Genomic DNA, 24362 nt, shown 5'->3' with positions numbered 1-24362 from the left:
CCGGGCAGATGACCGACTCCGGCCGCGTCGACGCGCTCCTCGCGGAACTGACCCTCGACGAGACGCTCCGGCTGGTCCGCGGGCGCTCGGACCCGACGGGACGCGCCACCGGCTATCTCCCCGGTATCGAGCGACTGGGGGTCCCGCCGTTGGGACTCGTCGACGGACCGCTCGGCGTCCGCGACCGCGAGGCGACGGCGTTCCCGGCGACGCTCGCGCTCGGCGCCTCCTGGGACCCCGGGCTCGCGCGCCGGGCCGGACGCGCGCTGGCGGCCGAGACCCGCGCGCGCGGCCACGACGTGGTCCTCGCGCCCGGGCTGAACGTCGTCCGCGTCCCGACCTGCGGGCGCAACTTCGAGTACCTGAGCGAGGACCCCCGACTCACCGCGGCCGTCGGCGCGGGACACGTCGAGGGCATCGAGCGCGCGGGCGTCGCCGCGACGGCCAAGCACTTCGTGGCGAACAACCAGGAGCGCCGGCGCGACAAGATCGACGCAGTCGTCGGCGAGCGCGCCCTCCGAGAGGTGTACCTGCCCGCGTTCCGCGCCGCGGTCGGCGGCGGCGCGTCCGCGGTGATGACCGCGTACAACAGAGTCAACGGCCCCTACATGAGCGAACACCGCGACCTGATCGAGGGCGTCCTGCGGGACGAGTGGGGCTTCGACGGCGTCGTGATGTCCGACTGGTGGGGGACCCACGACGCGGTCGCCGCGGCGGAGGGCGGCCTCGACCTGGAGATGCCGGGGGCCTCGCCCGTCGACCGGTTAGCACCCCACAGCCGGGCGCTCCGCGCGATACTCCGCGTGGGGCTCTCCGACCGCCTGGGCGTCGACCCGCCGCTGTCGTGGCGCCTGTTCGACGGCTTCGTCGCCGACGACGGCCAGCCCGACCCTTACCCCTACGACTTCTTCGGGGACCGACTCCGCCGCGCCGTCGTCGACGGCACCGTCGCCGAGTCCACGCTCGACCGGAAGGTCCGTCACGTCCTCGGACTCTACGAGCGGCTCGGGATGCTCGACGGCGAGCGGCCGGCCCCGCCCGCCGTCGACTGGAGAGCACACCACGACCTCGCGCGGGAGGTCGCCCGTAGCGGGACTGTCCTCCTCGCAACCGGCGGGGCCCTGCCGCTCGACGGCGACGAAGCGCTGGCGGTCGTCGGACCGAACGCCGACGGCGCGAAGGTGGGCGGCGGCGGCAGTTCGGAGGTGACGCCCACGCGGACCGTGAGCCCGGTCGCCGGTCTCCGCGAGCGGGCGGCCCGGGCCACCTTCGAACGCGGCGTCAGGCCGGTTTCGAGCCCGTCGATGTACGACCTGCCCGGATCGCGACTGCGACGGCGACTGGGTCCCAAGCCGGACTTCGACGCGGCCGTCGACGCGGCGGCCGCGGCGGACGTCGCGGTCGTCGTGGTCCAGGACGGCGCGACCGAGGGCGAAGACCGGGACTCGATGGCCCTGCCAGGCGGCCAGGACCGACTCGTCGCGGCAGTGGCCGCGGCGAACCCGCGGACGGTCGTCGTCTGCCGGACGAGCGGCCCCGTCGAGATGCCCTGGGCGGACGACGTTGCCGCTATCGTCCAGACGTGGTACCCGGGCCAGGCCGACGGCGCGGCGCTCGCGGACGCGCTCTACGGGGCCGACCCCGGCGGGCGACTCCCGGTGACGTTCGGACGCCGGTTCGCGGACTACCCGGTCGGCGGCGACGAGCGCCGCTACCCCGGCGTCCACGAGCACGTCCACTACGACGAGGGCGTCTTCGTCGGCTACCGCGGGTTCGACCGCGACGGCGTCGACCCGCTGTTCCCGTTCGGCCACGGCCGCTCGTACGCCGAGTTCGCCTACGAAGAGTTGGCCGTCGAGCGCGCGCAGGAGAGCGGCGGGACGGACGGCGATGGACGCGGCTCCGGGTTCGAGGCCACCGTCACTGTCGAGAACAGCGCCGACCGCCCTGGCCGCGAGGTCGTCCAGACGTACGTCGAACCGCCCCCGGCGCCGGGGACCGTCGCCCGGCCCGAGCGCGAACTCGCCGGGTTCGCGGCCGTGGAACTCGACGCGGGCGAGCGTCGGCAGGTTTCGCTCACGGTCCCCCGGCGTGCGCTGGAGCGCTACGACGAGCGCGACGGCTGGACCGTCGACCCCGGCGAGTACGTCGTCGCCGTCGGCCGCTCCTCGCGGGACCTCCGGCTACGGGCGGCCGTCGCGGTCGACTGAGTCTCTCGATGCCGGGCGGCGGCGAGGGCCGCGGTCAGTACTGCCCCAGCGCGCCGTGGTAGAACTCGTGGTGGTCGTAGTGGTCGGTCACGTCCTCGCGGATGTCCTCGTAGTAGCGCTCGACGGTCCGTCTCTTCCGGTCGCCCATCGCGAAGTCGTTGGACTCGTAGAACGCCGAACTCGCGCCCATATTCCGTATCAGCGTGTAGAACCCCCACGGTGGGAAGAAGAGCAGATCGTCGAACTCGGCGCTGTTGGCCACCGGGTCTACGTGCGCGTCGAACCCGTGCCGGTCGAACTGCTCGACGAGGAACGCCGCCCGCGGACTGATGTCGATCGACCGGGCCGCCTCCCAGAACGCTGTTTCGCCGTCGGCGTACGCGTAGTGGAGACTGATGAAGTCGAAGACGGCGCGCCAGGCGCGATCGACCCACCGGTTGTAGGTGTCGCGGATCCAGTCGTCCTGGACCTGCCCGTGGCCGGACAGCAGGGTCGCCAGCGTGACCGCCGCCTTCGCGTTGACGGTCAGCCCCGTCGACTGGAGCGGTTCGACGAACCCCTCGGCGTTCCCGATGGCGACGCAGTTGTCCACCCACGCCCGCTCGAAGTACCCCGGCGTGAACTCGTATTTCACCACGTCGTCGGCGTCGATCCCCTCGCAGTGGTCGAGAAACTCCTCGCGGGCCGCGCCCTCGGAGACGAACTCGGAGGCGTAGACGTATCCGCGGTCGCGGTTGTCGAACGTGTCGATCTGCCAGAACCACCCGTGGTCGCCGGTGTCGATGACCGTCGCCGGGACGACCTCCGCCAGGTCTAGGTCCGCCCGCGCGTTGAGCGCCGTGTCCAGCGGCAGGTCGAACTCGTGGAACGCGTCGCTCTGCTCGCTCTTGAGCACCCGCGAGAAGCCGGTCGCGTCGACGAACAGGTCCGACTCGTACGCCCGGTTCCTGCTACGGAGCCGCTTGATCCGGTCGCCCGCCACGTCGACGGTGACGACCTCGTCGTCGATCAGCGCGACGCCCCGGTCGCGGCACAGCTCCCGCAGGTAGGCGTTGAACCGCTCGGTGTTGAGGTGATAGGCGACGTTGTCGTACATCGACAGGCCGCCCTTGCCGGGATCGAAGTACCACGGCGATTTCCGCTCGCTGACGATCCGCTCGCACTTCGTCTGGTACTCCGCGCTGTTGTGGCCCTCCTCGTAGAAGAAGTAGTACCCCTCGTAGGTGTCCGACTCGTCCGGGTTCGGGAAGTTCCGGTTCGTGTCGAACGGGTAGTGGAACGGGGGGCGGCCACACCAGTCCCGGAAGTACACCGACGCCTTCCAGACCGGCTTGACCTCCGTGACGAACTCCCGTTCGTCGATCCCCAGCACCCCGTGCAGGATGTTCCGGATCGCGCGGAACGTGCTCTTTCCCACCTGCGGGACCTCCGCCTCGAAGTCGTCGACCACGGACACGTCGACGCCGGGGTTCACCCGCTTCACCGCGAGCGCGGTCAACAGCCCCGAGTCCCCACCCCCGACCACGGTAACGTCCTCGATCCGATTGCCCATTTCTCCTTCAGCATGTGAGGGAGGGACATATGAACTTTATTTTAGTTTTAGAACAGCTTTGCCGCCGCAGTTCGGCGAAGAGATCGCCGTTCATCGACCGAACGGCGGGCGTCGCGTGTCGCCACTAGCTGTCGGTTATTCGATCTCACCGACGTACAACGCGGCGGCCACTGGGCCGCTCGTCGCGAAACGAGTCCGCGGGGACTGAGCGAACCCGCAGGGTTCGCAAGGGTCAGCGGGCTCGGGGATTGCGGAGCGAAGCGACGAAGGAGACGAGCCCGCGGGGATTTGAACCGGAGGAAGACAGTCCTGCTCGCCTCGCTTCGCTCGACTGCGCGGGCTGTGACTTCCAGGGCTCAAATCCCGGCCGACTGCACACGAAATCGAGAGCTGCGCGGATACGAGACTCCACGCCGTCAGGATTTCGAGAGCGAGCCCGCGGGGATTTGAACCCCGGACAACTTGGTCCGGAACCAAGCACTCTGTCCACTGAGCTACGGGCCCTCGTATCGACATACCGCGGTCCCGTCCTTAACGGTTGTGAGACGCGGAGAGAACGGGAGCGTCCAAACGCTCAGGGCTGCTCGCCGGTTTCGAGCGTGAAGTCGTCGATGGGGTAGGCGACACAGGTCAGGCAGTAGCCGTCGTCCATGTCGTCGTCGAACAGCGCCTCGTTGTGTTCGTGGCGGATGTAGTCGCCGGCGGGGCCGTCCTGGATCTGCCCGGCACAGGAGACGCACTGGCCCTGTCGGCAGGCGTAGGGCAGGTCCCAGCCTTCCTCTTCGCCGACGTCGAGGATGTTCTCGTTGTTGGCGATCTCGATGGTCTCGCCTTCCTTGGCGAACTCGACCTCGTAGTACTCGACCTCGTCGTCCGGGATCGCCTCGGGGTCGAACCCTTCCTCCTCGTCGCCGCCTTCCTCGCCCTCTTCCAGTTCGGCGCCGCCCTCGCCGGCGGGGATCGCGCCCGCGGCGCCGCCGCCGATGGAGCGGTTCATGGGCTCGGGGAAGTCCGTCTCGGGCACCGCCGCCGCTCGCCGTTCGAGGACCTCCTGGGAGATGTCCGCCGGCGGCTCCCAGCCGGTCCCGCGAGCGTAGTGAATCGCGACGACGATGAGCGTCAACCCGGCCCCGAGCGCGACACTCATTTGGTCGACCATGTATCTGGCTTCGGAACGCCCGTATAATTAGGTGACGCTTCATTCCGGGACAGCGACCGGGCAGCGGCCCCGAACGTGTTCAGTTCCCGAGAACTCACTCCTCGCGCCGCGGCACGTCGTGCCGACCGAACCCGTAGCGCAGACGGTTGGCGAGCCGCCGCGAGAACCGGCCCGGGCCCTCGCCGCCCGACGAGCGCGAGTCGAAGCGCTCGGCCAGCGCCTGGTAGATGAGCGGCACCGGCACCTCCTGTTCGAGCGCCTCCTGGACCGTCCAGGTGCCGGTCGACCCGCCCTCGACGCGGTCGGCGACCGTCCCGAGGTGGTTGCCCTCCTCGCGGAACGCCTCCTCGCAGAGTTCGAGCAGCCACGAGCGGATGACCGCGCCGTTGTTCCACGTGCGCGCGACCGACTCCAGGTCGAGGTCGTACCGGCCGTTGGCGAGCAGTTCGAACCCCTCGCCGTAGGTCTGCATGAGCGCGTACTCGACGCCGTTGTGGACCATCTTGACGTAGTGGCCCGAGCCCGCGGACCCCATGCGGTCGTGGCCGTCCGGGCCCGTCGCGACGGCGTCGAACACCGGCACGAGTTCCTCGTAGGCCCACTCCGGGCCGCCGACCATCAGCGAGAAGCCCTCCTCGGCGCTGGCGGGCCCGCCGGAGGTCCCGCAGTCGAGGTACGCGGCGTCGGTCGACTCGGCGCGGCGGACCGAGTCCTCGAAGTAGGAGTTGCCGCCGTCGACGACGACGTCGTCGCCGTCGAGGTGAGGATCGAGGTCGTCGAGCGCGGCGTCGACGGGCTCCCCAGCGGGGACCATCAGCCAGATCCGCTTATCGTCGCCGAGGCGTTCGGCGAGGTCGACGACCGACTCGGCCGGCGTCGCGCCCGCGTCGGCCGCCGTCGCGACCGCTTCCTCGTCGAGGTCGAAAGCCACCACGTCGTGGCCCGCCTCCAGCGAGCGGTCGACGACTATCTGCCCCATCCGTCCGAGTCCGATGACGCCCAGTTGCATACTCCCCGACTCTCCGGGCGCGCAAGTAGGGGTTGTGGTTCGCGGCGGGTGCTTCGGTCCCGTCTGACGGCCGTTTCAGTCTCGCACGGCGGCAATATCGACCGAACGGCGGGTGATTCGATGGGGAGAGTATCACTCGCGACGGAGCGTTTCGTATAGCGCGTCGTCGTTTACGGGTCCGATCACTCGCCGATGGCGGCGTCGGTCTGCAGCCGGGCCGCTTCGACGGTGTTGTTGTGGAGCATCACCCGGGTCATCGGGCCGACGCCGCCGGGAACGGGAGCGAAGTAGTCGGCTTTCGGTTCCACGCTCTCGGCGTCCACGTCGCCGACGAGTTCGTATCCCTTATCCGTATCGGCCGGGACGCGACCGATCCCGACGTCGATCACCGTCGTTCCCTCGCTGACCATCGAACCGTCGAGGAATCGCGGGCTGTCCACCGCGACGACGAGGACGTCGGCGGCCCGCGTCTTCGCCGCGAGGTCCGCCGTCCGGGAGTGACAGACCGTCACCGTCGCGTCTCCGCCGTCGCCCCGCTGGGTCGCCAGCGCCGCCAGCGGTTTGCCGACGATCATCGACCGGTTCACCACGACCACGTCCGCGCCCACGAGGCCGATCTCGTACTCGGCGAGGAGCCGCTGGATCCCCAGCGGCGTGCAGGGGACGAACCGGGGCTCGCCCGCGACGAGCCGGCCGACGTTCTCGGGGTGGAGCCCGTCGATGTCCTTCTCGGGATCGATGCGGCGGACGGCCGCCTGCCAGTCGACGTAGTCGGGTACGTCGTCCTGGACCAGGATCCCGTGGACGGTCGGGTCGGCGTTGAGATCCGCGAGGACGTCGTGGAGGGTCGAGGCGGGCGCGTCGGGATCGAGGTCGACGTGCGTCCCGTCGATGCCGAGCTCGTCGCAGTCGCGCCGTTTCATCGCGACGTAGGACTCGGCGGCGGGGTCGTCGCCCATGTGGATGGTCGCCAGTCCGGGCCGAACGCCCGCGTCCGCGAGCAGTTCGACGGACTCTTGTAGATCCTCCCGGAGTCGAGCCGCCAGCGCCTCGCCGTCGAGGGTCGTCGCCATGCTCGAACGCGACAGTTGTCGGGCGGTAAGTACTCCGTTGTGGCGATGGCGACGTCGACACAGTGTCGAGAGTCAGGACCGTGTCGCGCAGCGCCGCTGGCCACCGGCCGGATGCGACCGGCTCCGCGTCCCCAGGGACGACCGGACCCCGTTCCAGCGATCGATCTGTGGGCGCGGTCACCCGGTTCGATATATCGGCATGGCCTTGACAGCGTCAGACATCGGCGTCAGCGACACCACGCCGGAGAGCGGCGAGAATCAGCGCGAGCGGGGCGATATCCGCGACTTTCGGGCGTTCGGAGTGACTTGATCGAAGACATCTGCGGGACAGCCTCCCGGTAACTACTCGTCAGAAGCGGTCTGCTCGGACGAAGAAACCGACTCGCTTCGGGCGGCGGCGGTCGGTTTCTCCCCGTATAGTCGGTCGACGACCGCCATCGCGTCACTCGCCCACACGAGCAGCCCCTCGCGGTGGCGCTGGCGGAGTTCGTCGAGCGAGACCGACGAGTACCGCTTGACTCGACCGCCGCCAGCGACCGGTTCCTCACGGCACTCGACGACGCCGAGTTCCCGCAACTGGGCGAGTTGGCGGGAGACGGTACTCCGGTTGACGCCGACGTCCGAGGCGATGTCCGTCGCGGTCGCTTCGCCTCGCTCCAGGAGCGAGACGCAGATGTCCACGCTGCTCCCGGAGAGGCCGTAGACGTGGTGCAACAGGACCGAGAGGTCCGGGTCGTTGATGGCGTCGGTCTCGACCGCCCGCATTTCCTCCTCGCAGCACTCGGGGGGCGTCTCGGCCAGCGCGACGGTATCACAGTCCCGACAGACGTACCCGGTGAGCCGCGGATCACTCGTACTGGCGGTCACGTCACAGGGCAGGGATACCACGAGCAAAAGTCATCGCTCCCTACCGAGACGCCGAGCGGGAAAAGCCGTCCCTACCGATGGCGTTCGGGACTGACGGGTTCGTTCTGGAGAGACGGTTCTCCGCCGAGCGCCTGTGTGCACTCCGAACACGACCGGTTCGGAAATGCACTGATATCCCACAAACGATACTCGCGCCCTAAGTCCCGTCCATCCTCGCAGACAGATGGACAATACGATGACAGCAAACGACCAGGCCGATCCGAGCGAGCACACTGACACCGACGAATCACCGGCCACGTTCTTCAGGCGTGTCGGAACGAAACTGACGCGGCGCTCCCTGTTGCGTAACTCCGCGACTGCGGGTGCAGGCGCGCTGGCGCTCTCCGCGGGTGGCGGGACCGCAGCGGCCGGCGACCAGGACGAAGAGGACGGGGAGGACCACGGCAACGGCGGTAAAAAGGGGAACGAGGGCAAGAACGGGACGGACGACGACGAGGGGATCACGGACGTCGACGTCCTCAACTTCGCCCTGACCCTCGAGCAACTCGAGTACGAGTTCTACAGAGGCGGTCTCGAGACGTTCGACGACGAGCAGATCGCGAACTCGGAGGCGGCCACCCGCGTGGCCGGAGACGACGCCGCGGCGTCGATCCGCGACCGACTCACCGACATCCGGAACCACGAGGAAGCCCACGTCAACGTCCTCACGGCTGTCCTCGAAGCGCTGGGCGCCGAACCGGTCTCGGATCTCGAGTTCGAGTTCCCGTACGAGACCTTCGACGAGTTCATCAGCCTGGCCGCGGTGTTCGAGCCGCTGGGGGTCGACGCCTACGCGGGCGCCGCGCCGTTCATCGACACGCAGTTGCTGATCCCCACGGCGCTGAGCATCCACAGCGTCGAGGCGAACCACGCGGCCTATCTCCGGGACCTCAACGGCGAGAACCCGGTGCCGCAGGCGTTCAACAGCCCGGCGCCGATGGACTCCGTGGTCGCTCGCGCGAGCCAGTTCATCGTCGGCCTGGGCGACGACCAGCAACTGTTCGCGGTGACCATCGAGAACGTCTCCGATTCCGATACGCTGAACACGACCAAGGGCGCCCAGCCGGTCCCGCTGTCGCCGGGCGCGTACGCGGTACACACCGGCGAGAACCCGATCTACGTGCCCGGGGAGTCGGCCTCCGACGCGCTGGAGCGGATCGCCGAAGACGGGTTCCCCATCCCGCTCGTCAACGAGATGGAGACGTCGGTGGTGACCGAGCTCGCGGGCGCGGAGAACGTGACCGCGAGCGGGCACTTCGCCTCGCTCCAGGGCGGTCTCCCGGCGATCGGCCCGGGCGAGTCGACGACCTTCTACGTCAACGCGACGAAAGACGAGGCGCTCTCGTTCGCGACGATGTTCGTCCCCTCGAACGACCTCTTCATCGGGCCCTGTCAGGACGGGGACGCCATCAGCCTCTACTCGGACGGCTCGCCCATCAGCGGCGAGGTGACGGACAAGCTCAAGATCTACGACGCCGGCACCGAGGAGAACCAGCCGCCCGGGACCGGCGAAGACATCAAACCCAACCAGCCGCTGACGGCCATCGACGTCGGGCCGGACGAGGACCGACCGATCCGCCCGATCGAAGAGGTCGACGACGAGTTCGAGTACCCGGCCGTCTCCGACGTCATCTCCGTGACGATCGAGCCGCAGTAACCCGACTGTCAGCACTCTGTGACGGCCCGAACGGGCCGTTCGGGCCATTCTGTCGGGACGTCGGCGACAGCGCCAGCCGCCGTCGAACCGGTAGAGACACCGAATAAACGTACAGATCGGCCAGGAACAGTCGCCGGGGCGAAGAAACCGAGTTCAGAGGTGGACGTCGGCGCCGGCGTCGTCGTGGAGCGGTCGCAGCGGCGTGATCTGCGGGCCCAGATCGGTCTGGGTGACCGTCGCTTCGATGCCGAACACGTCGGCGAGCATCTCCTCGGTGATCACCTCTTCGGGCTGGCCCCGACCGTGGACGGCGCCGTCCTTGAGCGCGACCACGTGGTCGGCGAGGCGCGCGGCCTGCTGGAGGTCGTGGAGGACGACGACGACGGTCTTCTCGCTCTCGTCGCGCAGCCGTTCGACGATCTCCATCACTTCGAGCTGGTGGTGCATGTCGAGGAACGTCGTCGGCTCGTCGAGCAGGAGCACGTCGGTCTCCTGGGCGAGGACCATGGCGATCCAGACGAGCTGTTTCTGCCCGCCGCTGAGACTGCCGACGTCGCGGTCGCGGATGTGGTCGACGCCCGCGAGGTCGATGGCGCGGTCGATGGCCGCGCGGTCCTCGTCTGTGAGCCCGTCGAAAAAGCCCCGGTGCGGGTACCGGCCGTGAGAGACGAGCTTCTCGACGGTGATGCTCTCGGGGGCGACGTTCTCCTGGGAGAGCAGGCCGAGCCGTCGCGCGAGGTCCTTCGAGTCCATGGACTCGACCTCGTCGCCGTCGAGGAGGACCGAGCCGGCGTCGGCCGCGAGCTGGCTCGCCATCGCCTTCAGGAGGGTGCTCTTGCCGCTGCCGTTCGGGCCGACGAGGGCGGTCACCTTCCCGGGCGGCGCGACGAGCGACTCGCCGTCGACGACGGGCTCCTCCGAGGTGGGGTAGCCGACGACCAGATCCTCGGCGGAGAACGGCGTTCCGTCGCCGCCGTCGGAGGCGGCCACGGCGGGACTGGTGAGGTCGGTCTGGGCCTCCGGCGCCTCGTCGCACTCGCTGTGGACGTCTTCGTCGCGGCGGTGCTCGATCGGGGTCGGGGTGGGGTCGCTCTTGCTCATATCTCTCCGAGTTGCTCCTGTTTGCGCATCAGGTAGAGGAAGTACGGGCCGCCGATCAGGCCCGTGACGATGCCGACGGGCATCTGCCCGCTCCCGCCCATGACGACGGGGATCGCGAGCCGCGCGCCCACGTCGGCGGCGACCAACAGCGCCGGGCCCGCGAACAGGCAGCCGACGACGAGTCGCTTGTAGTCGCTGCCGACCACGTTGCGGACGACGTGTGGGACGATGAGGCCGACGAAGCCGACGATGCCGGCGACGGCGATGCTCGCGGCCGCGGCCAGCACGCCCACCACCGAGAGGGCGAAGCGCATCCGCTCGACGTTCATCCCGAGCGACGACGCGGTCCGCTCGCCGAGCAGGAGGACGTTCAGCTGGCGGGCGCCGACGAGCGCGAGGAACATCGCGACGATCGTCCACGGGAGCGCGGTGCGGACCTGCTCCCAGTCGGTCCCCGTCAGCGACCCCGTCGTCCACGCGATGGCCGACTGGACGACGCCGATGTTGTCGGCGAAGAAGAACAGGCCGGTCTGCATGCTCTGGAAGACGGTGCCGACGATGACGCCCGCGAGGACGAGCCGCACGGGCGAAGTGCCGCCCTTCCAGGCGATGGCGTAGACGAGCACGAACGCACCCATCCCGCCCATGGCGGCGATGAGCGGGAGCACGGCCGCCATCGCCGGGAAGACGACGAGCGTCAGGAGGATGAGCAGGCCCGCGCCCGAGGAGACGCCGAGGATGAACGGACTCGCGAGTTCGTTCCGGGTGACCGCCTGGAAGATGGCGCCGGAGACGGCGAGGTTCATCCCGACGATCATCGCGACGAACACCCGCGGCAGGCGGATGTTCCAGACGATGAGCGTCGTCGTCGGCAGCTCCGGAAGCGCGCCCTCGAAGCCGGTGACCGTCCGCATGAGCCCCTCGCCGAGCAGGAAGTTGAGCAGCCAGTGCGGGTTCAGTAGCACCGCCGGGTCGAGCACCGACTGCCACGCCTGGGTGACCGACATCGAGTACGACCCGAAGCTCACCTGCACGAGCCCGGCGACGACGGTGATAGCCAGGCTCGCGAGACACAGCGACACCAGCTTTCTGTCGACCCAGGCGAGGCGGGCGCTCTCGCCCGTGGCCCTCCCCGTGCTCGACGCGACGTCCTCGGCCATCTGATTGTTTTAGGTTTACCTAAACACCGACTTAGTAATTCCGGTTCGAGAACGGCTGTCGGATCGAGGCCGCGGGCGCTATCCGTCGGATCCGGCGCGTTCGGCCTCGATCTCGGCGGCGCGTTCGAGGACGAGGTCGTCGTCGAGGTGGGCGAGCAGGCGGCGGTGCGCGCGCTCGGTCAGGTCGGCGACCTCCTCGGGGCTCCGGTGGGTGTCGAACGCGCGGTCGACGTACTCCTCGCGCAGTTCGGCGAGTCGCTCCTCGCTCGCGTCGTGGTCGTCGGGGACGCGCTCGTCGAACCACGCCTCCCAGCGCTCGCGGTCGCCCCACTCGCCCTCGAACTCGCTGTCGGGTCGGACCCAGTCGTAGTGGCGGGCGAGTTCGCGGGGATAGCCGCGGTCGGTCCGGCGGTCTTCCAGCAGCGTCCGGGCGACGTGGGCGCCGCGCCCGGCGGCGACGACGGCCTGCACGTCCCGCTGACCGGAGGGCGAGGCGACGTAGAGCCCCTCGATCTCCGTCCGGCCGTCCTCGTCCGGGTAGTCGCGGTCGAAGTGCTCGTGTTCCTCGCCGCCGTGCTCGTGGGTCTCGAACATCTCGTCGCCCCCGAGCGGGCGGAGGTACTCGCCGTCGTACCGGGTCGCCGCGACGACGCGGTCGGCGACGACTCGGCGACCGTCCTGCGTCTCGACGACGAAGCGGGCATCGTCGCCGGTCGACGCGTCGGTCGAGTCGGCGACTGCCGTGCCGTCGGTGTCGGCGTCGTCACCCCGCCGGACCGACTCGACGAGGTCGGCGACGTACGTACAGCCCGCCTCGCGCGCGTGGTCGCGGAGCAGCTCCTGGAAGGTCTCGACGTCGATGCCGGCCGGAAACCCGGGATAGTTCCCCAGGAACGCACAGCGGTCGAGCGAGGCGGACCCCCGGTCGAAGACGACGGCGTCGAGCCCGTACCGGGCGAGGAAGACGCCGGCGGCCGCACCGGCCGGCCCGCACCCGACGACGACGACGTCGCAGCGGTCCGGACCGGTGTCGCCTCCCGACTCGTCGCTCCACTCCGCGTTCGCGTCGCCGGCGTCGCTCATCTACAGGTCCCCCGCGACGATCTCGGCGACGCGCTCGCGGTCGAACAGCTCCGCGTCGGCGCCGTAGAGCTGATTCGCGGTCCGCTCGGTCAGGACCATGTTCGTGATCGGCCCCTGGTAGAGGCCGCCGGCGCGGTAGACGTCGCCGTTCTGGACGGCGGTCAGCGCGCTCGCCGTCTGGTGGTCTTCGAGGAACGAGACGACCGTGTCCTGGAATTTCCCCGCGTCCATCGCCTCGTAGCCCCGCAGCATGAGGACCTCGGGGTCGACTTCCAGCAGCGTCTCCAGATCGATGGCCGCGCGCGAACCGTGGAAGTCCTTGATGTCCGTGCTGGCGAGGGCGTCGCGCACCTTGAGGTCCCGCAGGTGTTTGAAGCCGGACCCCTCGCCGACGACGTAGGGGTAGTACTGCTCGGGTTCGTTCCCGACGCCCCAGAGGACCGCCACCGCCGGCCGCTCGCCCTGGTTCGGGACGACCGGGGCGAGGTTGGACTGGAACTCGTCGTGGACGGCCTCGAAGGCCTCGTACCGGTCGGTCCGCTTGAACACCTGCGCCAGCTTCTCGAAGCCCTCCATCAGGGTGTAGTAGCGGTAGTCGGAGTGCCAGGGGTAGTGCTGGGCGTAGATGCAGTTACCGAAGATGGGCGCGACCTCCTCGCGGATCTCGGCCACGTCCGACTCCTCCCAGCCCTTGAAGCGGTTCATCAGGAAGTTCGGGTCGAAGACGTGCACGTCGGCGTCGAGTTCGAAGAACAGCTCCTTGCTGACGCCGTCCTGGTAGAGCGAGACCATGTCGCTCTTGTCGACGCTGACGCCCGGGATCTCGTCGTAGTACTGGGTGTGGTAGCGATTCGTCAGCCAGACGCCCTTCGGCGGCTCCAGCCCGAGTGCGATACCCATGTCGGCCCACGAGCCGTTGTTCGCGACCCACGTCTCGGGCACCGACTCGAACTCGACGCTGCCGACTGGCTCGATGGAGACGGAGTAGGGCGTCTCGGCCGCGGAGTCGGCGGTCGCCGTCCGCTCCGGCGTGTCAGTCGGTGTCGCCGTCGGTTCGGCCGTGGGCGTGTCGGTCGGAGTGGCGGTCTGGTCGGCGCCGCCGTCGGCCGGCGTGTCCGTCGACTCGCCCTCGGAACACCCCGCCAGCAGGCCGCCGCCGACGAGCGCGCTCCCGTACCGGAGCCACTCGCGCCTGGTCGGTCCGCCGTCGCTCATCTATAGGTCCCCGTTCACGATCTGTCCGACCCGCTCGCGGTCGAACAGTTCGGTATCGGCGCCGTACAGTTCGCCAGCGAGCCGTTCGGTGAGCACGAGGTTCGTGATCGGGCCCTGATAGAGGCTGCCGGCGCGGTAGACGTCGCCGTTCTGGACGGCGGTCAGCGCGCTCGCCGTCTGGTGGTCTTCGAGGAACGAGACGGTGGTGTTCTGGAACTCCGAGCGGGACTTCGCCTCCTGCCCGCGGAGCAGGATGACCGGCGGGTCGACTTCCAGCAGCGTCTCGAAGTCGATCGCCGCGCGCTCGCTGTGGAAGTCCTTCACGTCGGAGTCCGCCAGCGCGTCCTTGACTTTCAGGTCCCGGAGGTGCTTGAAGCTCGTCCCCGAGCCGATGGTGTACGGGTAGAACTGCTTCGGCTGGTCGCCGCTGCCCCAGACGACCGCGACCGACGGCCGCTCGCTCCGGCCGGGGACGACCGGGGCGAGGTTGGTCTGGAACTCCTCGTGGACGGCCTCGAAGGCCTCGTAGCGCTCCTGTTGCTGGAAGACCTGCGAGAGCTTCTCGAAGGCCTCCATCATCGAGTAGTAGCGGTAGTCCTGGTGCCACGGGTAGCCGGTCGAGAAGATGCTGTTGCCGAAGAACGGACCGACCTGCTCCCGGACCTCGTCGATGTCGGCCTGCTCCCAACCCTTGAAGCGGTTCATCAGGAAGTTCGGGTCGATGACGTGCACGTCGGCGTCGAATTCGAAGAACTGCTCCTTGCCCACGGCCCCGCCATCGGAGAGCGAGACCATGTCGCTCTTGTCGACGCTGACGCCCGGGATCTCGTCGTAGTACTGGGTGTGATAGCGACTCGTCAGCCAGACGCCCTTCGGCGGTTCCTGCCCGAGCGCGATACCCATGTCGGCCCACGAGCCGTTGTTCGCGACCCACGTCTCGGGCACCGACTCGAACTCGACACTGCCCATCGGTTCGATCGAGACCGAATACGGCGTCTCGACGCCGGACTGCGTGCTCGTCGGCGCCTCGGTCGTCTGTTCCGGCGTCTCCGTCGGCGTCGCCGTCGATTCGGCCGTGGGCGTGTCGGTCGGTGTAGCGGTGGTGTCGCCACCGTCGTCGGCCGGCGTGCCCGTCGACCCGGAGTCGTCCGAACAGCCGGCGATCGCCCCGGTCGCACCGAGGGCCGCCGCGATCTTTACGAACTGTCGTCGTGACCGCCCGGAAGTCTCGTCGTCCATGTCTTTTAGGCACCCCTAATTCTATAAAGGCGTTGCGGAATTTAGGCGATCCTAAAGCGGTGCGAAGCGGGCATATATCGTGAAAGAACGGGAGGATCCGGGTCACCTCGAACCGTCGAGGGCGGAAACGCGTAGGGCGACCACGCCACCGTTTTGGCCGTGGCGGCCGATTTCCGGCCATGGACGAACGCGTACGCGAGCACGCCGAGACGCTGGTCGACTGGAGCGCGCGCATCGAGGAGGGCGACGACGTGGTCGTGACCGTCGACGAGGGCGCGCACGACCTCGCCGTCGCCGTCGCCGAGGCGCTCGGAGAGCGCGGCGCGAACCAGACGACCGTCTACAGCTCCGAGGAGGTCCAGCGCGCGTATCTCCGCGCACACGACGGCGAGTTCGACGAGGACTCGATACACGAATTATCGCTATACGAAAACGCGGACAGCGTGCTCTCGCTGGTCGGCGGGCGCAACACCGCGGCGACCGCCGACGTACCCGGTGAGCGGACTCAGCGCTACGACCGCGCTCGACAGGACATCAGCGAGGCTCGCCTCGCGACCGACTGGGTGAAGACCGTCCATCCCACGCGCGCACTCGCCCAGCAGGCCGGGATGGCCTACGAGGAGTACGCGGACTTCGTCTACGACGCCACGCTCCGCGACTGGGAGTCCCTCGCCGAAGAGATGGGACAGCTCAAGGAGATTCTCGACGACGGCGAGGAAGTCCGCATCGTCAACGAGGGGACCGACCTCACCATGTCCATCGACGGGCGGACGGCCGTCAACTCGGCGGCGAGCGTCGCCTACGACTCGCACAACCTGCCTTCTGGCGAGGTGTTCACCGCACCGTACGGCACGGACGGCGTCATCACCTTCGACGTGCCCATGACGATCCGCGGCCGCGACGTGCGCGACGTGAGGCTCACGTTCGAAGACGGCGTCGTCGTCGACTGGGAGGCCGGCCAGGGCGAGGCGGTCGTCGACGAGGTGATCCAGACCGACGAGGGCTCGAAGCGCCTGGGCGAACTCGGAATCGGCATGAACCGGGGCATCGATCGCCCGACCGGACGGATCCTCTTCGACGAGAAGATGGCCGGGACCGTCCACCTCGCGCTCGGGCGCGCCTACGACGCGAACCTGCCCGAGGGCGAGGGCGGCAACGACTCGGCGGTCCACGTCGACCTCATCACCGACATGACAGGCGAGTCCCGGCTGGAAGTCGACGGCGAGGTGATCCAGCGGGACGGCGTCTTCCGCTGGGAAGACGGTTTCGAGGCGTAGCGCCGACGCCGGTCTGCCCCACTCTTTTGACGCGAGCGAGCGTCACGACCGAATATGACAGACCTGACGGCGTTCGTCGACGGCATCGTCCACGAACTGACCCAGACCGAGGGGCGAGGGCTGGATCTGACGGTCGCGGAGGTCTACGAGGTCACAGCGCCGGGCCGCGTCGACTTCGGCGGGGGCGAACTGGAGGCCGCGGATCTCGCGCCGCACGACCGGCAGTACCGGAACGAGGGCGACGACTACCAGTGGTGGCACCTCGACGAGGGGCAGTACCTGATCGAGTACAACGAGTCGCTGGCGCTCCCGGGCGATCTGACCGCAACGGTCCAGACCCGCGACGCCGTGCGAACGCGGGGCGCGTTCCACCCGACGATCCGGACCAGCGAACTCGATCGGGTCCCGCTGTCGGTCGGCGGCGCCGGGATCCGGCTGAAGGAGAACGCTCGGGTCTCGACCGTCGTCGACGTCGAGCGGGCGTAGCAACGGACTCTCAGTCCCGCTCCTGCCGATCCGCGAGACGGTGGACTCCGTCGGCGATGGCTTCGAGCGCCACGAGGAGTCGCCACAGGAAGTACGCGCACGCGACGATCAGCCCCGGAAGCAGTCCGAGCAGCAGTGTTCCGTGGACGAACAGGGCGTACGCCACCACGACCGCGTAGGCTGGCACGAGGCCGACGAGTACCATTCGATGGAGCGAGGGCGGGGACCATCCAGACATGGGCGGTCCGTCGGTCGTCCGTGGCAAGAAATTTCCGACTATCGCGGGCCGTCGCGGACCACGAGCATTCATTGTCGACGCCCCCGCAGGCCGAGTCGAACGGCGATGGCGACGGCCAGACTCATCGGGGCGGACGAACTCGACGACCTGCTCGACCTGTATCGGATGCTCAATCCGGACGACCCGGCGCTCGCTCCGGGGGACGTGGAGGGGCTCTGGCAGGAGATGATGGCGGACGACGACCTCGATATCGTCGTGGTCGAACACGACGGTCGCCTCGTCGCGACCTGCGTGCTCTCGGTGACGAAGAACCTGACGCGAGGCGCCCGGCCGTTCGCGCTAGTCGAGAACGTCGTGACCCACGAGGACTACCGGGGCGAGGGCTTCGGCACGCAGTGCGTCGAGGCCGCCGTCGACCGGGCGCGGGCGCGGGACTGCTACAAGGTGATGCTCCTGACGGGGTCGGAGGCTGGATGGAAACACGAGTTCTACGAAGGCTGCGGGTTCGACCGGGACGCGAAGACGGGGTTCACGCTGGACCTGACATAGCGTCCGAGGGGTGGATTGCCTGCGAGGGGAGTTCGTACACGCCGGGGGAGGCCGGGATCGGACGAGGCGTTCCGACGGGCTTTTGAACGCGCGCTGATTGCGGACTTATATGGCAGATTTCACCGTCGCCGTCTCCGACCCGGAGGACGGCCACACGTACCAGGTCGAGATCGACGGACAGGACGCGAACCGATTCATCGGCCGAGAGATCGGCGAGGAAGTCGACGGCGGCGCCGTCGGCCTCTCGGGCTACACGCTGGAGATCACCGGCGGCTCCGACGAGACCGGCCGACCGATGCGCGACGACGTGCGCGGCACGGAACTCAAGCAGATCATGCTCGAAGGCGGCACCGGCTACGACCCCAGCCGCGACGGCGAGCGCAGGCGCGTGACCGTCCGCGGCCGCGAGGTCGGCGAGGCCACCCGCCAGATCAACGCCCGGATCGCCGAGCGCGGCGGCGACGACCCCGCGGACCTGCTCGGCGACGAGGAGTAAGGTCGCGCTCTCCCTCCGGTCGAAGGCGTCGCTCCGTCCCTTTTCCGTTCGCCGCGTGATACGTGTTGACCAACGCCGCGAGACCCGTCCCCAGCGACTATCACGGTCCCGCCGGTCGGTCTGACCATGGACTCGATCGCCGATCGACAGTTCCGGGCGCTCGCGGTCGGAGACTCCCAATCGCGGCGGCGGTTGATCGTGACGGTCGCCGGGCTGTTGGCAGCGGGAACGGCCGCGTTCCTGCTCGGACTCCACGAGGGGTTCATCTTCTGGATCGCGGGGTCGTTCGCCGTCGCGGCCGTCGCCGGGGCGCTCCGCGCGGGGGTCGTGCCGGGCGTCGCGGCGACGTGGTCGGTCTCGCTCTGGAGTTACACGTTCCCGCCGCTCGTGGGGTACGTCACCGGCGCCTGGGGGCCGGCGTCGCGGTACAGCTATCCGCGGATGGCCGCGTTCGCCTACGGCTCCGCCCGCGCGGAGCTACGGGGCGGCCTCGAAGCCAGCGTCACCAGCGGCCTCCGACTGGCGGTCGCCTTCGGCGTCGTCGGCTACGTCGTCGGGTACGGCGTCCGCCGAACGGTGGATCGGGCCGTCGCGAGCGGATAGCTCGCTCGGGATCCCTCTCGGTCCCCGACCCCGACAGACGCGACCGGCGCCGAGGGACTCACAGCAGGGTGTCGACGGCGGTGAACGCGCCGTAGCTCACGCCGAGCGCGAGGACGAGCGAGCCGACCCACGCGGCGACGGTCTTGAGCATCTTCTCCTTGCTGACGGCGCTGTTGCCGGCGGCGTAACCGCTGCCGACGATGGCCGAGACGATGATCTCGTTGAACGAGACGGGGATGCCGAAGAAGACGGCGGTCTGGGCGATGGCGAACGACGGGATGAGCGCGGCGATGGACCGGCGGGGGCCGAGCGAGGAGTAGTCCTGCGAGATCGCCTTGATCATCCGCGGAGCGCCGGTCCACGAACCGATCAGGAGGCCGATACCGCCGCCGATTAGCACGACGACGATGGGGAGGTCGAACGGACCGAGCAGCGGGACCAGCGGTCCGATCGCGAGGCCGACCTGGCTCCCTCCGGCGGAGAAGGCGACGAGGCCGCCGAGGACGAGCAGGAAGTGCCGCTGGCCTCGGTTGCCGTTCTCGCGGACGTCCCACCAGAGGGCGGCGGCGGCGAGGGCCGCGAGCGCGAGCGAGACGAGGGCGAGCAGGGCGAGCGGCGGCCCGCCGATCGCGGTCGCGATCGAGGCGGCGATCGACGACTGCTCGCCGGCCGACCCGAGGAAGACGAACTCGACGTTGGCGAGGATGATGCCGACGACGCCGCCGAGCGCGGGGACGGCGAGTCGCTCGGGCACGCCCTCGCTCCGGAGGAAGCGGGCGGTCGCGTAGGCGATGCCGCCGCCGACGAACGGGACGGCGAGCCACAGCGCGGCGATCTGGCGGTACTTGGCCCAGGCGGGGTCGCCGCCCAGCGCCAGTCCGACGCCGACGACGGCGCCGGTGACGGTGAACGCGGTCGCGATCGGATAGCCGGCGAAGACGCCGAAAGCAACGAGGATCGCGGCGGTAGTGAGGCCGACCACGGCCGCGACCGGCGAGAGGGTGACGCCGCGGATGAGTTCCTGGCCGACCGCCTCGGTGACGTTGGCGCCCTGGAAGACGGCGCCGGCGAGGCCGAGGATCCCGACGACGAACCCCGCGCGCATCACCGAGATCGCGTTCGCGCCGACGGCCGGCGCGAAGGGTGTCGATCCCGACGACCCTGCGCCGATCGCCCACGCCATGAACAGACTCGCTCCGGCGGCTACCAGCAGTATCGCCAGCGATGCCATCTGCGGACGGCTAACGGTGGTTCGTATAATAGCCTGCCGACTGCGGCCACGGGTGGCGGAACGGCGACCGCCGGGTGGTCGGGAGAGTCGTGTCGAAGCGCGCCCGACTCAGGTCGTCTCGGCGTCGGCCTCGGCTTCGGGGTCGGGCGCTTCGACGCCTTCGGCGGCCTCGGCGGCCTCGGTCGCCTTCTCGGTGTCGACGTGCCAGCGGTCGACGGTCGACTCGTAGTCGGCGAGCTTGTTCGAGACCTTGATCTTCAGGTCGTCGTCGTTGACGTTGATCTCGAAGACGTACTCCGGGCGGTCGTCGCCGTTGACCCGCTGGAGGTTCGCGCTGACGAGTTCGTTGTCGAAGTAGTACGGCGCGATCTGGGTCATCACGTTGCGGTAGACGGCGTCCTCGACCTTGCGGACGGCCTTGCGGCCCGCCGAGTCGGCCGCGCGGGCGACGTAGTCCAGCGACTCACCCCACTTGTCGACCGCCTCGCCGGTGTCCTCGTCTTCGAGGCTCTCGTAGGACTCCGTGAGCTTCTCGCCGGCCGTCTGGAGGTCCTCGTCGGGGTCCTTGCCGGCCTTCTCCCCCTCGCCCTCCTCGACGCTGGCCTGGTCGGCCGTCTTCTCGTTGACGTCCTCGTCGAGCCGCTCGTGGCTCTTGGGGCGCCACTCGTCGAACTCCTCCAGCGCGGCGAGCGAGACGCCCTCGTCGTCCTCGCGGAGGTCCTTCAGCGCGCGGACGATGCGTTCGCCGTGTTCGACGGCGTCGACCCAGCCGCCGCGGGTCTTGAATCCTGAGACGCTCTCTTCCATTATCGTCCGTAGGTGAGCCGCGTCGCGACCTCGTCTATCTTTCGCTTGGCGCGGCCGACCAGGATCTGTGGTTTCGCGACTGCCCGCATCTCCCCCTCCGGGACTTCGATGCGCGCGCCGCCGAACGGGTCGCGGTCGTCGTCCGCGTCGCCTTCGGCTGTCGCCTCGACGACGCTGGTCATGCTGCAACGACCGCACGCCTCTGTCTCTTTCGGAGCCATCGATTCGTGCCGGTGTTGGCTCTGGGCGCGGTTAAAGTTTACACCACCATCTTTTTCGCTGGGGGTCGCCGCCAGCGACCCCCCAGCCAAAAACATGGGTGAAAAAGGCTCGGCCTCGCTTCGCTCGGCCGCGTGAACCGCGCTCACTGCGTTCGCGCGGATGCTCAATACAGGTCCGGTATTTAGCAGGATCTACGGCTGGAGTTCCGCCGTTGAAGTCGCCACCTTCTCTATTACTCGCTCGGTCATTGATCCCTTTGATATGTCACGCACAGCCATTTTTGGCCGTGCAGATCTAGCTAGAGCCGGTTCTCGATGAAACTGCAGCACCCAACACGTAGCCGGTCGTCTGAGTCCTCAGAGAGCGAGATGGATGCACAGATTCGGGAGGAGGTGAGAGACGCGATCGCGGAGTCAAACGTCGAGATTAAGCCGGCGAACGAGTCGGGCGGTCGGGGGAAGCTCGCGCTGATAGCGCTCATCGGCGGCGTGATCGCGATCGGGTACTGGCTCCGAAAGTCCCAGCAGCCGACCAAAATGCTCCAGAGCGCGGCGAGCGAGATCGCCGACCGGACTAAGCACGTCACCGAGCAGACCGCTGATACGATCCAAGAGGGCGGCGAGACGGTGACCGAGCGCGTCGAAGAAGGATCGGAGAAAGCCAGCGAGCAGGTCGAACAAACCAGCGAGACAGTGGCCGAACGCATCGAGGAAAGATCGGAGAAAGCCAGTGAGACAGTCGAACAAACCGGTGAGACGGTGGCCGAAGAGGCCGAAGAGGCTGGCGAGAAGGCTGCTAAGAAAACGAATAAGAGCGGTAGCAGTTAGACTGACAGTTCGGGGAGTGCTACTTCGGTGACGAAAGCGGACTCTGGCGGTCCACGTCGGGTCCAATCGCTTGCCGTCGGTCCAGCAGAATCGGAGGACGGTATCCGGTTTCGAACGCAGAGCCACAGAATGAGTAAAACAAACGCCCGGTTGCCCTCAGCTGTAGCGGCTGCTTGTGTGCTGGTGCGGTCGGGAGTTGACCGTCGTTTCGGTATCGGATTGGCGGTGTTCTCGGCGTGGCGCTTTGTCGGTCACGACCCCTGTAGGCATTGTGCGCGCCGAGGGGATCTCATCGCGTTCTACCGTGTAAGAGAAGTAAGGAATTCCGACATCGCCGACCTGATGTTCAATATAGTGGAGCTACGGTTCAGTTCATCCAGCTCGTCCGCTCATTCCGTGACTGTCTCCCCAAACACAACGGAATCTATGCTTTGCTCATCAGAGAGGACGTACTTTTCGCGCCCAATCTGAAAACGACCAACCTCGTCTTCGGCTTCGAGTGTAGAGAGGGCCTTACCCACCGATGCTTTCGAATAGGCTGTCCGGGTGACCAACGTAGATTGTGGGACTACGTTTCCCTCCCACTCGGCGAGCAGGTGTCGGTATAGTCCTTACGTGTATCGTTCGCGTCATACCTGTGGGCCGTCTTCGCTGTCTCTGTCGCGTCACTGGGTACATCTATCGACCATGTCTCGGTTGAGATCTGGGCACCGAGGGACGACACAACTACCTCAACCGCTGTTCGCCACGAGTACCCCATGTTGACATCTCCTACACTGTGAGTTCAGAAGCGTCTACTTCTCACCAACCAGTTCGATACAGGTTGCAACAGTGTGGCAAGTGAATCAAAAAGTACACAGCGCGCATGCTCAGGCCTAACGTTGAAGAATACGTCGGCGATAGTAAGGCGGAATGCTCCGACAAGAGATGAGGACTGACAACCAACGAGGTAACGAACGAGGCCGAGGCGGCAGACAGCTGCGGAAGGGCTTACCCCTCGCAGCTGCGTTCATTGCAGGCTATCTGCTCCAGCCGCGGCTCGACAACGCCGGGAACCCTGAGAAGTCGGGCACCGATAACGGCGGACTGACCGATATCGTGTCGCAGGTGCGCCAGAAGAGAGCGTCTAGCGGCAGTGAAGTAGCCGCTATTGAGGGGCTGATCGATCGAATAGATTCCACGGAAAGCGCCCCGGATGAGGCAGAGGCAGACTCCACTCAGGCCATGAACCCAGCTGATGTTAGGATCGCCGACACTGAACGGGCACTTACTTCCCTTTCCGCGCCGACAACTCGTGGAATGCCGATGCTCGGCATCGGCACCCATCACCACGCGACGTACGATGAATGCTTGGAGAACGTCCGACAGGCGCTCCAGATAGGCTACCGCCACATCGATACGACCGTCCGACGAGAAGCCTATTATAATGAGTCCGCGGTCGGCGATGCTGTGGCTAAGTCCGAGGTCACCCGCGAGGATATCTTCGTGGCGACAAAGGTCGATCCCGCCGACCTCAACCCCAGAAACATTCGGATCAGCGTCGAGGCAAGTCTCGATCGACTTGGGATGGAGTACGTCGACATGCTGTATCCCCGCTGGCCGACCGACAGGTACGAGGCTGGCGAGACGCTGGACGCCTTTGGGACCCTCTACGAGGAGGGGCTTATCGGGAGGATCGGCGTGAGTAACTTCACTGTCGAACTCCTTAAGGAAGCCCTCGACGTGTCCGAGAAACCGATCTTTGCCAACCAGGTTGAGATGCACCCCCTGCTCCCGCAGGAAGAACTCCGAGCGTTTTGTGCCCGAGACGACGTTGACGTAGAGCTCGTCGCCTACTCGCCACTCGCCCGCAGCAATGTCGAGGACGTAGACGAGTTACAAGATGTGGCTACCAAGCACGAGGCGAGTCCCGAACAGATCAGTCTCGCGTGGCTCCGCGAAAAAGGGGTAAGCGCCATCCCACGGGCCACGACTACGGAGCACCTCCGGGAGAACTGGCTCAGTCTCGGCGTGGAACTCGACGATAAGGATATGGCGACGCTAGACTCTATTGAGGAACACCGGCGCATCGTCAACCCCGATGATGCGCCGTGGAACCGGTGACGGGCGACATGATTACCGTTTCGAAGATGGCTGGTAGTATCGATCTATCGAAACCGACTCTCCACTGTTAATAAGATACATATCATGGAACATGCTCAAATTTCAACAATAATCATAGATGACTTCGACAATTGAGTCTATATAAGCAAGAAGAAGGGG

Annotated in this window: 24 protein-coding genes and 1 tRNA gene; 9 read left to right on the top strand and 16 right to left on the bottom strand. The window is 67.6% G+C overall.

Translation table 11 applies throughout. The annotated features are described in order from the left end of the window. Positions 1-8: 8 nt before the first annotated feature. On the top strand, positions 9-2210 hold the full coding sequence (locus PSC72_RS07345; RefSeq protein ID WP_274325241.1) for a beta-glucosidase: 2202 nt from the start codon (positions 9-11) through the stop codon (positions 2208-2210). A gap of 34 nt (positions 2211-2244) precedes the next feature. Here PSC72_RS07345 and PSC72_RS07340 read toward each other — a convergent pair whose 3' ends face one another. The 6 genes from PSC72_RS07340 to PSC72_RS07315 all read right to left on the bottom strand — a co-directional run bounded on the left by PSC72_RS07340 (position 2245) and on the right by PSC72_RS07315 (position 7870). Next, positions 2245-3762: an FAD-dependent oxidoreductase gene (locus PSC72_RS07340; RefSeq protein ID WP_274325240.1), complete on the bottom strand. Its 1518-nt coding sequence runs from the start codon at positions 3760-3762 to the stop codon at positions 2245-2247. Positions 3763-4193: 431 nt separating this feature from the next. After that, positions 4194-4266, bottom strand: a tRNA-Arg gene (locus PSC72_RS07335). Between the two features lie 70 nt (positions 4267-4336). Continuing rightward, complete coding sequence (locus PSC72_RS07330; RefSeq protein ID WP_274325239.1) at positions 4337-4921, bottom strand: 2Fe-2S iron-sulfur cluster-binding protein; 585 nt, start codon at positions 4919-4921, stop codon at positions 4337-4339. Positions 4922-5015: 94 nt separating this feature from the next. Continuing rightward, positions 5016-5930, bottom strand: coding sequence for an NADP-dependent phosphogluconate dehydrogenase (locus PSC72_RS07325; RefSeq protein ID WP_274325238.1), 915 nt, complete (start codon positions 5928-5930; stop codon positions 5016-5018). Between the two features lie 182 nt (positions 5931-6112). Then, on the bottom strand, positions 6113-7003 hold the full coding sequence (locus PSC72_RS07320) for a bifunctional 5,10-methylenetetrahydrofolate dehydrogenase/5,10-methenyltetrahydrofolate cyclohydrolase (RefSeq protein WP_274325237.1): 891 nt from the start codon (positions 7001-7003) through the stop codon (positions 6113-6115). A gap of 342 nt (positions 7004-7345) precedes the next feature. Further along, a complete protein-coding gene (locus PSC72_RS07315; protein ID WP_274325236.1) occupies positions 7346-7870 on the bottom strand; it encodes a helix-turn-helix domain-containing protein in 525 nt (174 codons plus the stop codon). A gap of 235 nt (positions 7871-8105) precedes the next feature. Between PSC72_RS07315 and PSC72_RS07310 the strand changes: the two genes are divergently transcribed. Next, positions 8106-9566 (top strand): spondin domain-containing protein, encoded by a 1461-nt coding sequence (locus PSC72_RS07310; protein ID WP_274325235.1) that lies wholly within the window; start codon positions 8106-8108, stop codon positions 9564-9566. A gap of 153 nt (positions 9567-9719) precedes the next feature. On the opposite strand, the gene PSC72_RS07305 is transcribed toward PSC72_RS07310, so the two are convergent. The 5 genes from PSC72_RS07305 to PSC72_RS07285 form a co-directional block, all read right to left on the bottom strand. Beyond that, positions 9720-10667 carry an ABC transporter ATP-binding protein gene (locus PSC72_RS07305; protein ID WP_274325234.1) on the bottom strand — a complete coding sequence of 316 codons (948 nt, stop codon included), beginning with the start codon at positions 10665-10667 and terminating at the stop codon, positions 9720-9722. After that, positions 10664-11827: a FecCD family ABC transporter permease gene (locus PSC72_RS07300; RefSeq protein ID WP_274325233.1), complete on the bottom strand. Its 1164-nt coding sequence runs from the start codon at positions 11825-11827 to the stop codon at positions 10664-10666. The genes PSC72_RS07305 and PSC72_RS07300 overlap by 4 nt, the downstream gene beginning before the upstream one ends. Positions 11828-11905: 78 nt before the next feature. Next, entirely contained in the window at positions 11906-12910 is a 1005-nt protein-coding gene (locus tag PSC72_RS07295; RefSeq protein ID WP_274325232.1) for an FAD-dependent monooxygenase, read from the bottom strand. Further along, positions 12911-14125 (bottom strand): ABC transporter substrate-binding protein, encoded by a 1215-nt coding sequence (locus tag PSC72_RS07290; protein ID WP_274325231.1) that lies wholly within the window; start codon positions 14123-14125, stop codon positions 12911-12913. Next, a complete protein-coding gene (locus PSC72_RS07285; protein WP_274325230.1) occupies positions 14126-15364 on the bottom strand; it encodes an ABC transporter substrate-binding protein in 1239 nt (412 codons plus the stop codon). 179 nt (positions 15365-15543) lie between these two features. On the opposite strand from PSC72_RS07285, the gene PSC72_RS07280 reads away from it, so the two are divergent. Then, positions 15544-16641 carry an aminopeptidase gene (locus PSC72_RS07280; RefSeq protein ID WP_274325229.1) on the top strand — a complete coding sequence of 366 codons (1098 nt, stop codon included), beginning with the start codon at positions 15544-15546 and terminating at the stop codon, positions 16639-16641. A 54-nt stretch (positions 16642-16695) separates the two neighbouring features. Next, positions 16696-17127, top strand: coding sequence for a dCTP deaminase/dUTPase family protein (locus PSC72_RS07275; RefSeq protein WP_274325228.1), 432 nt, complete (start codon positions 16696-16698; stop codon positions 17125-17127). 10 nt (positions 17128-17137) lie between these two features. Here the strand turns inward: PSC72_RS07275 and PSC72_RS07270 are convergent, their stop codons facing one another. Continuing rightward, positions 17138-17365, bottom strand: a complete 228-nt coding sequence (locus tag PSC72_RS07270) for a hypothetical protein (protein WP_274325227.1) — start codon at positions 17363-17365, stop codon at positions 17138-17140. A gap of 105 nt (positions 17366-17470) precedes the next feature. On the opposite strand from PSC72_RS07270, the gene PSC72_RS07265 reads away from it, so the two are divergent. The 3 genes from PSC72_RS07265 to PSC72_RS07255 all read left to right on the top strand — a co-directional run bounded on the left by PSC72_RS07265 (position 17471) and on the right by PSC72_RS07255 (position 19013). After that, complete coding sequence (locus PSC72_RS07265) at positions 17471-17914, top strand: GNAT family N-acetyltransferase (RefSeq protein WP_274325226.1); 444 nt, start codon at positions 17471-17473, stop codon at positions 17912-17914. A gap of 109 nt (positions 17915-18023) precedes the next feature. Continuing rightward, positions 18024-18410: a 30S ribosomal protein S6e gene (locus PSC72_RS07260; protein ID WP_274325225.1), complete on the top strand. Its 387-nt coding sequence runs from the start codon at positions 18024-18026 to the stop codon at positions 18408-18410. Positions 18411-18536: 126 nt separating this feature from the next. After that, positions 18537-19013, top strand: coding sequence for a hypothetical protein (locus PSC72_RS07255; protein ID WP_274325224.1), 477 nt, complete (start codon positions 18537-18539; stop codon positions 19011-19013). A 58-nt stretch (positions 19014-19071) separates the two neighbouring features. Here the strand turns inward: PSC72_RS07255 and PSC72_RS07250 are convergent, their stop codons facing one another. The 3 genes from PSC72_RS07250 to PSC72_RS07240 form a co-directional block, all read right to left on the bottom strand. Next, positions 19072-20244, bottom strand: a complete 1173-nt coding sequence (locus PSC72_RS07250) for an inorganic phosphate transporter (protein WP_274325223.1) — start codon at positions 20242-20244, stop codon at positions 19072-19074. A gap of 108 nt (positions 20245-20352) precedes the next feature. Further along, entirely contained in the window at positions 20353-21051 is a 699-nt protein-coding gene (locus PSC72_RS07245) for a DUF5828 family protein (RefSeq protein ID WP_274325222.1), read from the bottom strand. Further along, complete coding sequence (locus tag PSC72_RS07240; protein WP_274325221.1) at positions 21051-21233, bottom strand: hypothetical protein; 183 nt, start codon at positions 21231-21233, stop codon at positions 21051-21053. The genes PSC72_RS07245 and PSC72_RS07240 overlap by 1 nt, the downstream gene beginning before the upstream one ends. A 408-nt stretch (positions 21234-21641) precedes the next feature. Here PSC72_RS07240 and PSC72_RS07235 point away from each other — a divergent pair, with 408 nt between their 5' ends. After that, the gene (locus PSC72_RS07235; protein WP_274325220.1) at positions 21642-22100 is read left to right on the top strand and encodes a hypothetical protein; all 459 of its coding nucleotides are present in this window, start codon (positions 21642-21644) and stop codon (positions 22098-22100) included. A 389-nt stretch (positions 22101-22489) separates the two neighbouring features. On the opposite strand, the gene PSC72_RS25715 is transcribed toward PSC72_RS07235, so the two are convergent. Continuing rightward, positions 22490-22654, bottom strand: coding sequence for a hypothetical protein (locus PSC72_RS25715; RefSeq protein ID WP_456071267.1), 165 nt, complete (start codon positions 22652-22654; stop codon positions 22490-22492). Positions 22655-23324: 670 nt separating this feature from the next. On the opposite strand from PSC72_RS25715, the gene PSC72_RS07230 reads away from it, so the two are divergent. Continuing rightward, positions 23325-24203 (top strand): aldo/keto reductase, encoded by an 879-nt coding sequence (locus PSC72_RS07230; RefSeq protein WP_382261850.1) that lies wholly within the window; start codon positions 23325-23327, stop codon positions 24201-24203. Positions 24204-24362 lie beyond the last annotated feature (159 nt).

It is taken from the genome of Halosimplex aquaticum, assembly GCF_028747785.1.
In the GTDB taxonomy this organism is placed as follows: domain Archaea; phylum Halobacteriota; class Halobacteria; order Halobacteriales; family Haloarculaceae; genus Halosimplex; species Halosimplex aquaticum.
This window is presented reverse-complemented; position numbering and strand designations above follow the sequence as displayed.

What these genes read in the sequence shown, in the direction of transcription:
- PSC72_RS07300 (WP_274325233.1), bottom strand. Translation starts at nt 11,827, where the DNA reads ATGGCCGAGGACGTCGCGTCGAGCACGGGGAGGGCCACGGGCGAGAGC.
- PSC72_RS07285 (WP_274325230.1), bottom strand. Translation starts at nt 15,364, where the DNA reads ATGGACGACGAGACTTCCGGGCGGTCACGACGACAGTTCGTAAAGATC.
- PSC72_RS07310 (WP_274325235.1), top strand. Translation starts at nt 8,106, where the DNA reads ATGACAGCAAACGACCAGGCCGATCCGAGCGAGCACACTGACACCGAC.
- PSC72_RS07245 (WP_274325222.1), bottom strand. Translation starts at nt 21,051, where the DNA reads ATGGAAGAGAGCGTCTCAGGATTCAAGACCCGCGGCGGCTGGGTCGAC.
- PSC72_RS07240 (WP_274325221.1), bottom strand. Translation starts at nt 21,233, where the DNA reads ATGACCAGCGTCGTCGAGGCGACAGCCGAAGGCGACGCGGACGACGAC.
- PSC72_RS07265 (WP_274325226.1), top strand. Translation starts at nt 17,471, where the DNA reads ATGGCGACGGCCAGACTCATCGGGGCGGACGAACTCGACGACCTGCTC.
- PSC72_RS07325 (WP_274325238.1), bottom strand. Translation starts at nt 5,930, where the DNA reads ATGCAACTGGGCGTCATCGGACTCGGACGGATGGGGCAGATAGTCGTC.
- PSC72_RS07235 (WP_274325220.1), top strand. Translation starts at nt 21,642, where the DNA reads ATGGATGCACAGATTCGGGAGGAGGTGAGAGACGCGATCGCGGAGTCA.
- PSC72_RS07260 (WP_274325225.1), top strand. Translation starts at nt 18,024, where the DNA reads ATGGCAGATTTCACCGTCGCCGTCTCCGACCCGGAGGACGGCCACACG.
- PSC72_RS07275 (WP_274325228.1), top strand. Translation starts at nt 16,696, where the DNA reads ATGACAGACCTGACGGCGTTCGTCGACGGCATCGTCCACGAACTGACC.
- PSC72_RS07230 (WP_382261850.1), top strand. Translation starts at nt 23,325, where the DNA reads ATGAACCCAGCTGATGTTAGGATCGCCGACACTGAACGGGCACTTACT.
- PSC72_RS07340 (WP_274325240.1), bottom strand. Translation starts at nt 3,762, where the DNA reads ATGGGCAATCGGATCGAGGACGTTACCGTGGTCGGGGGTGGGGACTCG.
- PSC72_RS07290 (WP_274325231.1), bottom strand. Translation starts at nt 14,125, where the DNA reads ATGAGCGACGGCGGACCGACCAGGCGCGAGTGGCTCCGGTACGGGAGC.
- PSC72_RS07280 (WP_274325229.1), top strand. Translation starts at nt 15,544, where the DNA reads ATGGACGAACGCGTACGCGAGCACGCCGAGACGCTGGTCGACTGGAGC.
- PSC72_RS07305 (WP_274325234.1), bottom strand. Translation starts at nt 10,667, where the DNA reads ATGAGCAAGAGCGACCCCACCCCGACCCCGATCGAGCACCGCCGCGAC.
- PSC72_RS07255 (WP_274325224.1), top strand. Translation starts at nt 18,537, where the DNA reads ATGGACTCGATCGCCGATCGACAGTTCCGGGCGCTCGCGGTCGGAGAC.
- PSC72_RS07270 (WP_274325227.1), bottom strand. Translation starts at nt 17,365, where the DNA reads ATGTCTGGATGGTCCCCGCCCTCGCTCCATCGAATGGTACTCGTCGGC.
- PSC72_RS07250 (WP_274325223.1), bottom strand. Translation starts at nt 20,244, where the DNA reads ATGGCATCGCTGGCGATACTGCTGGTAGCCGCCGGAGCGAGTCTGTTC.
- PSC72_RS07320 (WP_274325237.1), bottom strand. Translation starts at nt 7,003, where the DNA reads ATGGCGACGACCCTCGACGGCGAGGCGCTGGCGGCTCGACTCCGGGAG.
- PSC72_RS07295 (WP_274325232.1), bottom strand. Translation starts at nt 12,910, where the DNA reads ATGAGCGACGCCGGCGACGCGAACGCGGAGTGGAGCGACGAGTCGGGA.
- PSC72_RS07330 (WP_274325239.1), bottom strand. Translation starts at nt 4,921, where the DNA reads ATGGTCGACCAAATGAGTGTCGCGCTCGGGGCCGGGTTGACGCTCATC.
- PSC72_RS07345 (WP_274325241.1), top strand. Translation starts at nt 9, where the DNA reads ATGACCGACTCCGGCCGCGTCGACGCGCTCCTCGCGGAACTGACCCTC.